This is a genomic window from Fusobacterium sp., from assembly GCF_019012925.1.
Taxonomy (GTDB): Bacteria; Fusobacteriota; Fusobacteriia; order Fusobacteriales; family Fusobacteriaceae; genus Fusobacterium_A.
The window spans coordinates 1-9,058 of sequence record NZ_JAGIRL010000041.1; the positions used below are offsets into that span (position 1 = coordinate 1).

The 9,058-nt window shown below is 30.9% G+C and carries 10 protein-coding genes and 2 tRNA genes; 10 read left to right on the forward strand and 2 right to left on the reverse strand.

The window, feature by feature from the left end; genetic code table 11:
* The first annotated feature begins 58 nt into the window (after positions 1 to 58).
* From QZ286_RS07485 to QZ286_RS07520, 8 genes are all read left to right on the forward strand, one after another.
* Positions 59 to 134: transfer RNA gene (locus QZ286_RS07485), tRNA-Asn, on the forward strand.
* 43 nt (positions 135 to 177) lie between these two features.
* Positions 178 to 651, forward strand: coding sequence for a Cys-tRNA(Pro) deacylase (gene ybaK, locus QZ286_RS07490; protein WP_291256339.1), 474 nt, complete (start codon positions 178 to 180; stop codon positions 649 to 651).
* 76 nt (positions 652 to 727) lie between these two features.
* Positions 728 to 1,726 carry an FUSC family protein gene (locus tag QZ286_RS07495; RefSeq protein ID WP_291256340.1) on the forward strand — a complete coding sequence of 333 codons (999 nt, stop codon included), beginning with the start codon at positions 728 to 730 and terminating at the stop codon, positions 1,724 to 1,726.
* Positions 1,727 to 1,878: 152 nt separating this feature from the next.
* The gene (locus QZ286_RS07500; protein ID WP_291256341.1) at positions 1,879 to 3,369 is read left to right on the forward strand and encodes an ABC transporter substrate-binding protein; all 1,491 of its coding nucleotides are present in this window, start codon (positions 1,879 to 1,881) and stop codon (positions 3,367 to 3,369) included.
* Positions 3,370 to 3,382: 13 nt separating this feature from the next.
* A complete protein-coding gene (locus tag QZ286_RS07505) occupies positions 3,383 to 4,297 on the forward strand; it encodes an ABC transporter permease (RefSeq protein WP_291256342.1) in 915 nt (304 codons plus the stop codon).
* Positions 4,297 to 5,061: an ABC transporter permease gene (locus QZ286_RS07510; RefSeq protein ID WP_291256343.1), complete on the forward strand. Its 765-nt coding sequence runs from the start codon at positions 4,297 to 4,299 to the stop codon at positions 5,059 to 5,061. Before QZ286_RS07505 ends, QZ286_RS07510 begins: the two co-directional genes overlap by 1 nt.
* Positions 5,058 to 5,792, forward strand: coding sequence for an ATP-binding cassette domain-containing protein (locus tag QZ286_RS07515; RefSeq protein WP_291256344.1), 735 nt, complete (start codon positions 5,058 to 5,060; stop codon positions 5,790 to 5,792). The genes QZ286_RS07510 and QZ286_RS07515 overlap by 4 nt, the downstream gene beginning before the upstream one ends.
* On the forward strand, positions 5,789 to 6,532 hold the full coding sequence (locus QZ286_RS07520; protein ID WP_291256345.1) for an ABC transporter ATP-binding protein: 744 nt from the start codon (positions 5,789 to 5,791) through the stop codon (positions 6,530 to 6,532). The genes QZ286_RS07515 and QZ286_RS07520 overlap by 4 nt, the downstream gene beginning before the upstream one ends.
* 60 nt (positions 6,533 to 6,592) lie before the next feature.
* Here QZ286_RS07520 and QZ286_RS07525 read toward each other — a convergent pair whose 3' ends face one another.
* Both QZ286_RS07525 and QZ286_RS07530 read right to left on the reverse strand, forming a co-directional pair.
* Positions 6,593 to 7,096, reverse strand: a complete 504-nt coding sequence (locus QZ286_RS07525) for an NUDIX hydrolase (RefSeq protein WP_291256346.1) — start codon at positions 7,094 to 7,096, stop codon at positions 6,593 to 6,595.
* A gap of 2 nt (positions 7,097 to 7,098) precedes the next feature.
* The gene (locus QZ286_RS07530) at positions 7,099 to 8,430 is read right to left on the reverse strand and encodes a DUF1576 domain-containing protein (protein WP_291256347.1); all 1,332 of its coding nucleotides are present in this window, start codon (positions 8,428 to 8,430) and stop codon (positions 7,099 to 7,101) included.
* A gap of 116 nt (positions 8,431 to 8,546) precedes the next feature.
* On the opposite strand from QZ286_RS07530, the gene QZ286_RS07535 reads away from it, so the two are divergent.
* Both QZ286_RS07535 and QZ286_RS07540 read left to right on the forward strand, forming a co-directional pair.
* The gene (locus QZ286_RS07535) at positions 8,547 to 8,858 is read left to right on the forward strand and encodes a GIY-YIG nuclease family protein (protein ID WP_291256348.1); all 312 of its coding nucleotides are present in this window, start codon (positions 8,547 to 8,549) and stop codon (positions 8,856 to 8,858) included.
* Between the two features lie 63 nt (positions 8,859 to 8,921).
* Positions 8,922 to 9,010 (forward strand) — tRNA-Leu (locus tag QZ286_RS07540).
* Positions 9,011 to 9,058 lie beyond the last annotated feature (48 nt).

The following is a 9,058-nucleotide window of genomic DNA, read 5'->3' on the forward strand; positions in this document are numbered from 1 at the left end:
AAGTACTTGGAGGGAAGCCTCCTGGGAGGATAGGAACTTGCCAAGCTCTCATAAGAGTGCTTCCTTAGCTCAGTCGGTAGAGCATGCGGCTGTTAACCGCAGTGTCAATGGTTCGAGTCCATTAGGAAGCGCCATTTTTTTTATTTTTTGTAAAAAACTGATGAAAAGAGGGTAGTTATGAAAAAGACAAATGCTATGCGGGAATTAGATAAAAGTAAGATAGCTTACAATTATAGAGAATATGAAGTGGATGAAAATGATTTGAGTGCCATTGCAGTTTCACTTAAAACAGGACAGGACATAACTAAGATATTTAAAACATTAGTTTTGTTGACAGAGAAGAAAGAGATGATAGTGGCCTGTATAGCAGGTGCAGATAATATAGATTTAAAAAAATTAGCTAAGTTAGCAGAAGTTAAGAAAGTGGAGATGTTAGAATTAAAAGAGCTATTTAATATGACTGGATATATAAGAGGAGGATGTTCTCCTATAGGGATAAAGAAAAGACATAGAAGCTTTATAGATAGCAGTGTTCTCACTAAAGATATAATAATGATAAGTGCTGGAATAAGAGGACTACAGATTTTAATCAATCCTCAAGATCTAATTAAACATTTGAATATGACAGTTGGAGATATAATAGTACAATAGTTTATTAAAATTACTTGAAAAATTTCTAAAAAAATTTTAAAATTAAAATAATTATGAAATTATAAAAGGGGAAATGATGGATAGTAAATTTAAAAACATATTGGAGAGAGCTATGTTGGTTGGAGTTTCACTATTGTTAGCTCTATATTTAGCTGATCTTTTGAGATTATCTAAATTTTATGTGGGGATAGCAGTATTGAATGTAGCGAATTTGAGTGGAGCTAAGACTAGACGCCAAGCTTATGAAAGAACAATCACGACGTTCTGTGGTGGTGCTATTGCTTGTATGATAGCATATAGTGGATTTCAAGAGAATATGTTTCTATATCTTTTGGGCTTAATAATCGTATGTTGTTTTACAGAGATGATATTTAAAGTACCAGCTACAGTTGGATGTATTGCCTTTACATATATAATGCTAAATATTGATCCCAATAGGACACCGAGTAACTATCTTGAAGAGAGAGTTTTAGGAACAGCTTTAGGTGCTACAATGGTAGCTTTATTAATAAGTTTATACAGTAAATATCTACATAAAAATAATAATAAATTAGAAAAATATCCTCAAAAAGAGTGGAAGGATCATTTTAAGAGAGCTGCAATTCCAGGAATAGCAGTAATCTTAGGTGTTTTTTTAATAGATATATTAAATAATCATATAGATTCAAGATATGTTACTAAATATACAATGTATTACTGTGCTTTAGCTTCAGTAGTTCCATTTCATGTTGATCTGAGGGAGTTACTAAAAAAAACAAAGGAGAGATTTTTAAGTACAATATTTGGTGGAGTAATAGCTTTCGTGTTTTCTCTATTCAGTTTAAATGGGAATATTTGGAGTTCAATAGGAATAGTGTTTGTAATCGTTTTTATAGAGTGTGTAATAGGGATTTCAGGAGCTTTAGGAGGTGTTGTTTTTCTCTTTCTCATGTTTAATGTAACTGAAAATTTACCACCATTAGTATATTATTTAGATAGAGTTATAGGAACAGGAATTGGTATAATTCTCATACTTACAGTAGTTGGTTTATTAAAAGAGGGGGATGTGCTGATTAAAAAATTTAAAAAATGGTAATTAATTGATTCGATTTTGAGTATAACTAGATTATTCTAAAATAAATTTAGTTATACTCTTTTTTTACAAAGAAAATATGATACAATATTAATATCTTAGTATAGATTTGAAAAAATTTATAAAAAATAAGTAAAATTATTAGGGAGGCTATGATGAAAAGTTTAAAAATTATGGCAAAAGTAGGAGTAGTGACATTATTAGGTATATTGTTACTCTCTTGTGGAAAAGAGGAGAAAGTTGAAAAGAAAGAGATAAAAACAACAATGAGTATGGATATTGATAGTTTGAATCCATATAAGATGGTTTCTAGTGGAACTGAAGAGATAATGTTAAATGTATTTGAAGGGTTGTTAATGCCTAATACAAAAGGGGAACTAATTCCAGCAATAGCAGAAGAGTATAGTGTTTCAGAAGATGGATTGTACTATACATTTAAGATAAGAGAGGGAATAAAATTTCACAATGGAAACCCATTAGATGTAAAAGATGTAGAGTTTTCTTTAAAAAGAATGTCTGGGAAAGATGGATTCCCACCTTCAAGTGCATTATTTCAAGAGATAGAGGATATAAAAGTATTAGATGGAAATAGAGTGCAGATAAAGTTAAAAGAGGCAGACTCAGCTTTTATCTACTCATTGACAGAGGGAATTGTCCCAGATGAGAATGCAGATCAATTGGATAAAAATCCAATAGGGACAGGTCCATTTAGAATTGCTCAATATGATAGAGAGCAACAGTTAGTTTTAGATAGATTTGATGATTATTGGGGAGAAAAAGTAAAGGTAGATAGAGTCACAATATTTGTTGTGCCAAATAATGAGACAGCATTTTTAAAACTTTTATCTGGAGAGATAAATATGCTTTCAAGAGTGGACTCTAAAAGAGTAAATGAGTTGAAAAATTTTAATAATGTTTCAGCTCCACAAAATACAGTACAGATTTTTGCTTTAAATAATGATGTTAAGCCTTTTGATGATGAGAGAGTTAGAAAGGCTATAAACTTAGCAATAAATAAGGATGAGATTATAGCAGGAGTTATGGGTGGAGATGGAATTAAGTTAGAGACAAATATGAGCCCTGTGATGAGTAAATTCTGTATAGATAATATTGGAGAGAAGCAGAATATAGAAGAGGCTAAAAAGTTATTAACTGAGAGTGGAAACTCTAACTTAACTTTTACTATAAAAGTACCTAGTAACTATCAGATGCATGTAGATACAGCTCAGATCATAGCTGAACAATTAAAAAATATAGGAGTAACTGCAAAAATAGAGACTATTGAGTGGACAACTTGGCTATCTGATGTTTATTCAGGAAGAAAGTATGAGGGAACAATAGTTGGTCTTTCAGGAAAATTGGACCCATACTCAATATTGAGAAGATATACTAGTGATTATAAGAGTAATTTCTTTAACTTTAAAGATGCTGAATATGATGAGTTGATACAAAATGCTAAGGAATCAACTGTAGATGAGATAATTGTAACAAACTATAAAAAAGCTCAAGAGATATTGAGAGATAAACAAGCAGCTATATATATAATGGATCCTAAACTTATAACAACATTGGATAAAAAGATAAGTGGTTTTGAATACTATCCATTATCATATATCAATTTTTCAAAAATGAATATAGAGGAATAAATCGGAGAGTAAGATGTATTACATAAAAAAAATATTGAAAATGGTATTTTCCATATATTTGATAGGAACAATATCTTTTCTTTTATTGGAGTTAATTCCTGGAGATCCTGCATTAGCAATATTAGGAGTTGAGAGTTCAGCTGAAGATATTGCTATCTTGAGGGAGAGTCTAGGATTGAATAAAAGTTTAGGTTTGAGATATTTAGAGTGGGGAAAGGGTGTATTGGCAGGTGATTTTGGGAATTCATTTAAGTATGGGGATCCTGTGTCACAACTGATACTAGAGAGACTACCCCTGACAATAGAGATCGCTATTATAACTGTAATAATAGTTTTAATGGTTTCCATTCCCCTCTCATTTTTTGTGCATAAGGTAAGAAGTGCAAGAGTAAAAAAGATAATAGATTTTTTAATAGGGCTCTGTATATCTATTCCTTCATTTTGGTTAGGGATATTGATAATGTTCCTATTTAGTGTTATTTTGAGATGGTTTTCAGTGGGGTATAACAAAAGTTTTTCATCTCTTTTGCTACCTTGCCTAGTAATAGCTATTCCAAATATAGGGGTTTTTACAAGTTATATTAAAAATAATTTGGAAGTTGAGTTGAGAGAGGAATATATAAAATATCTTTTTGTAAATGGAGTAAAAAAATTCTGGTTAAATTGTTATATTTTAAAAAATTCAATAATACCAGTAATTCCTTTAATAGGGATAATGTTAATAGATTTGATAATGGGAATTGTAATTATTGAGCAGATATTTTCTATTCCAGGAATAGGAAGGCTAATGATAACAGCAATAATAAATAGAGATCTACCACTTGTTCAAGGATTGATATTTTATACATCAGTGGTTTTAGTAGTGATCAATTTTATTATAGATATTCTATATTCTATAATAGATCCAAGAATAAGGAGTGAAAGATAATGAAAAAAGGAAAGTATTTAGTACTATTAACTATTTTTATCTTAAGTTGTATTATTTTTTATCAAGATCCTTATGCTATGAGTGAGAAAAAGATATTGTTAGGACCTACTTTAGAAAATATATTAGGCTGTGATAATTTAGGAAGAGATATATTTAGTAGACTTGTATTGGGAAGTTTTAATACTCTCATCATCTCTTTTATCTCATCAACTTTAGCAATAACTTTTGGAGTATTGATAGGGAGTATAGCAGGTTACTATGGAAAGTTTTTAGATGGGGTAATTATGACTTTGGTAGAGGTTATAATCTCTATTCCAGGGATTCTAATAGCTCTGGGAATAATAATAATCTTAGGAACAGGATTTCACTCACTGGTAGTTGCAATTTTTGTAATATATATACCAAGATGTGTAAATGTAGTAAGAGGTCTAGTAAAAAAAGAGAAAAATATGGAGTATGTAGTAGCAGCTAAAACTTATGGTGTTAAAGATCTAAAAATAATCTATATACATATTTTACCAAATATTTTAAAGCCAATTTTAGTGGCTTTTACAACAGGATTTGCAGGAGCGATACTCACAGAGGCAGGACTGGGTTATTTAGGATTGGGGATTCAACCCCCATATCCCACTTTAGGAAATATCTTAAATCAATCACAATCATATTTTTTATCAGCTCCTTGGTTTACAATAGCACCGGGAATAGCAATAATTTTTACTGTATATCAGATAAAAAAATTGGAGAAAAGAGGTAGAAAATATTGAAATTAATTGATATTAAGGATTTAAATTTAGAGATTGACGGTAAATGTTTGTTAAAAAATATAGATTTCCATATAAATTCAGGAGAGATTGTGGCTCTAGCTGGAGAATCTGGAAGTGGAAAAACTTTAACAACAAAGTTTATTTTAGGGATTTTACCAGAGAGAAGTAAGATAAATTATAGAGTGTTTGAAAAAAATTGTGATATTGGAGCAGTCTTTCAAAATGCTTTTACCTCACTAAATCCTACAGTAAAAATAGGACATCAATTAAAAAAAATATATGAAGGTCATTTTGGCAATTCTAATAATTGGCAAGAAGAGGTAGTGGGATTATTAGAAAAACTTGGGATAAAAGAGGCTGAAAAAATATTAAAAAAATACCCTCACGAAACAAGTGGAGGGGAGAGACAGAGAGTGGTAATAGCTGGAGCTCTCATAAGATCACCTCAACTTTTGATAGCAGATGAGGTAACTACAGCCTTAGATCTAAAGACTAAAAGAGAGGTAATAGAGTTATTTAAAGAGATTCATAAAAGTACAGGAGTATCTATATTATTTATATCTCACGATTTAGAATCAATAAAAGATTTTGCTCAAAGGGTTTGTGTTATGTATAGAGGTGAGATTGTAGAAGAGAATAGTTGTGAAGCTATTTTCAAAGAGCAGAAACACCCATATGTAAAGAGGTTAATAGAACTGTCTAAGAGCCTTTGGATAAGAGGTGAAAAATGATACTGAAAGTTGAAAAGCTATCAAAATTTTATGAGAAAAGGGGATATTTTTCTAAGGAAAAAAAGATTGTTTTGAAAAATATATCTTTTGATGTAAAAAAAGGAGAGATATTTTCAATCATAGGTCAATCTGGGGTTGGAAAATCTACCATTGGAAAGATAATTTTAGGAATAGAAAAAGAGAGTAGTGGAAATATAAAATTCTTGTCTAAAGAGCTTTCTAAAAGAGAGAAAAGAGATATTCAAATGGTGTTTCAAGATCCATATAGCTCTTTAAATCCAGCTATGAAGATAAAAGATATACTAGCTGAACCATTGAAAGCAAATGGGATTATAGAGAGAAATGAGATAGAGAGCTTAGTAAAAAATACTCTACATGAGGTTGGATTGAGTGAAGAGTATGAGAATAAATATCCTAATGAATTGAGTGGAGGACAGCGTCAGAGAGTAGTTATAGGGTGTGCAATAATACTGAAACCTAAATTAATAGTGTGTGATGAACCAGTGGCTTCTCTAGATTTGGCAGTTCAGAAACAGATTTTAGATTTGATAAAGAAGATAAATAGAGAGAATGGAATAACATTTATATTTATCTCTCATGATTTAGGTGTGGTTTATAATATTTCAGATAGAGTTATGGTACTTTACAAGGGAGAGATACAGGAGATAACAGAGGTAGAGGAGTTTTTCTCCAAGCCTAAAAGTGAGTATGGGAAATATCTTTTAGAAGGAATACGTTGATCCATAGAGTAAAAAGAAGTTGATTTACAGGTGAACTGATAGATCAACTTCTTTGTTTTTTTATCTTAGATTTCTATAAAGAGATAGAGCAAATATTGTTTTCATATCTTGCGAAATATCTTCAACCTCTTCTAGAGAGAACCACTCTCCAACCAAATCCTCACCTTCATCTAATTTTAAAGCCTCTGGAAGGATTGAGTCATCTTTTAATTGGATAATATAGATATATAGTTTCTCTTGAGTATATCCAGGAGAGACAGTTAAAGGTTTTTTAGGATTATAAAGGATATTATAACTATCTGGAAGGTATCCAGTCTCCTCCTCAATCTCTCTATAGAGAGTATTTATCTCACTCTCATCATTTTCAATTAAACCAGCAGGAATTTCATACATCTCTCCAGCTATTCCAGGTCTATACTGTTTTACAAGAAGAGTTTTATCTCCACTTGCATTTAAAACAAGTGCTGCAATTGCATTTTGCTTAATTAAGTACTCTAATGTTGTACCAGTAGTCGGATGTTTTTCAACAGCGATTTTTAAAAATTTTAAATCTTCAGTATTCATAACTAATCTCCTTTATTCATTCTTTCTCTTTCTTCTATTATAGCATCATAAATCTGTTTTTTTCTTTTTAAATATTTTAATCTCTCTTTGTCTTTACGATCCTTAATCATCTCCATGATTGGTAGTAAAAATCCAGCTACAATTCCAGCTGAAAATCCATTGTTATAGAGGTTAAGTCCACCATGTACAGAACCTATACTTTGCACTACAGCTAGGTGTAACCAACCAGCAATAACTCCCCAGACAACACCATATACTCCAGCTACAGGAGCTAAAGATGTTCCAAATAGTGCAGATAGAGCAATTGTAAAACCATTTGTAGAACTTCCCCAACCAGCTAGATAAACACCTAAAAGAATTGGTATTGTATTTTTAAAGTGTTTTCCATAGGCTGAAAATCCAACTACTGTTAGAATACCAGCAAGTAGCGGACCGTTTAGTGTCTCTTTTAAAAGAAGTACAAATATAGTGGCAACAAAACCCATTACCCCCATATTGATAAATGTCAAACCATAACCATATTTTTTTACAAAATCTGACTTCAGTCCACTATCTTTTAGAAGAGTTGTATATCCTTTGAAGGAACTCTCATTTATAAAAAATCCAATTATAATTAGAGTTAAAAATATTGAGCCACAGATTATTTTCAGTGCTAAATCATACTCAGTGGAGATAATTCTCTGAGGAGTGATTGTAAAATTAAATAGTTTTAAAATCGAGGTTATAACTGCTCCAAGAATACCACCTGTAAAACCAAGATTATAGAGGTTCAGTCCTTCATGGAATCCAGCCATTTTTTTAGCTAGTGGAGTTACTATAAATCCGATAATGATACCGAGAGCTATAGCATTGATATATGATGTATCAGTTGTGTCAACTCTGAATGCCACCTCACTTACAAATGGAGCTAAGGCACTTGTAAAGGAGATTGTGACAAAGATATCCTTAAAATCAATATGCTCATATATACTATAGAGAATACCACCGAGATAGAATGGTAAGATATTTAAAATATTCTTTCCAAAGAAAGAAAAACCAAAGACTGTGAAAAAAGAAGCAATTAGAAGCCCATTTATCTCAACTTTAAGTAACCTAGATAGAGTAAAATTAAATAAAAAAATTAAAAATGCATTGAGAAAGGCAGCTCCTATTCCACCAATAACTAGAAAATCTGTAATTAAAATTGCAGGAGAGGCTATTATTCTTAATATACCTGAGATAACATTCTCCCGTTCATAAAAAACATATGCAGAAAAACCTAGAATAATAAGTCCAATGAGTAATATAGATATAAACTCAATTTTTTTAAGTCGATTTTTATTAAAGTTATCCATTAAACCTCCTTTCTATCTAGTCTCTTAATTAGATATTATTATTTTTTATATTAAAAGTCAAACAGGAATTTATAGATATTGTTTCAATTTTAAGAAAAATATTATAGAATATAGATATGGAAGATTTAAAAAAATATTATATTTATGTATTGAGATGTAAAGATTCCTCTCTATATACAGGAATAACTACTGATATGGAGAGAAGATATAGAGAACATATGGAAAAAAGAGGGGCTAAATATACAAAAAGTAGAGGAGTAGAGAGAGTAGAATTATATTTTATTTGTTATGGAAGAGGAGATGCTAGTAGAGTTGAATACTTTTTTAAACATTTAAAGAAAGAAAAAAAAGAGGAACTAATCCTTGATTTTACTAAACTAGAAGAGTGTATTGAAAAAAAATTAAAAATAAAAATAAAAAAATGTTGACACAAAATAAAAAATATGATAATATAATACATGTTCTGAAACGCAAAAGCGTTCTACATAAATGCCTGGATGGCGGAACAGGTAGACGCACAGGACTTAAAATCCTGTGGTATTTAGTTACCGTGCCGGTTCGATTCCGGCTCTAGGCACCACTTAACGCGGGGTAGAGCAGTCTGGTAGCTCGTCGGGCTCATAACCCG

Bases quoted from the DNA above. Each gene is read 5' to 3' on its own strand.
- QZ286_RS07500 (WP_291256341.1), top strand. From the start codon at position 1,879: ATGAAAAGTTTAAAAATTATGGCAAAAGTAGGAGTAGTGACATTATTA.
- QZ286_RS07535 (WP_291256348.1), top strand. From the start codon at position 8,547: ATGGAAGATTTAAAAAAATATTATATTTATGTATTGAGATGTAAAGAT.
- QZ286_RS07525 (WP_291256346.1), bottom strand. From the start codon at position 7,096: ATGAATACTGAAGATTTAAAATTTTTAAAAATCGCTGTTGAAAAACAT.
- ybaK (WP_291256339.1), top strand. From the start codon at position 178: ATGAAAAAGACAAATGCTATGCGGGAATTAGATAAAAGTAAGATAGCT.
- QZ286_RS07510 (WP_291256343.1), top strand. From the start codon at position 4,297: ATGAAAAAAGGAAAGTATTTAGTACTATTAACTATTTTTATCTTAAGT.
- QZ286_RS07505 (WP_291256342.1), top strand. From the start codon at position 3,383: ATGTATTACATAAAAAAAATATTGAAAATGGTATTTTCCATATATTTG.
- QZ286_RS07530 (WP_291256347.1), bottom strand. From the start codon at position 8,430: ATGGATAACTTTAATAAAAATCGACTTAAAAAAATTGAGTTTATATCT.
- QZ286_RS07495 (WP_291256340.1), top strand. From the start codon at position 728: ATGGATAGTAAATTTAAAAACATATTGGAGAGAGCTATGTTGGTTGGA.
- QZ286_RS07520 (WP_291256345.1), top strand. From the start codon at position 5,789: ATGATACTGAAAGTTGAAAAGCTATCAAAATTTTATGAGAAAAGGGGA.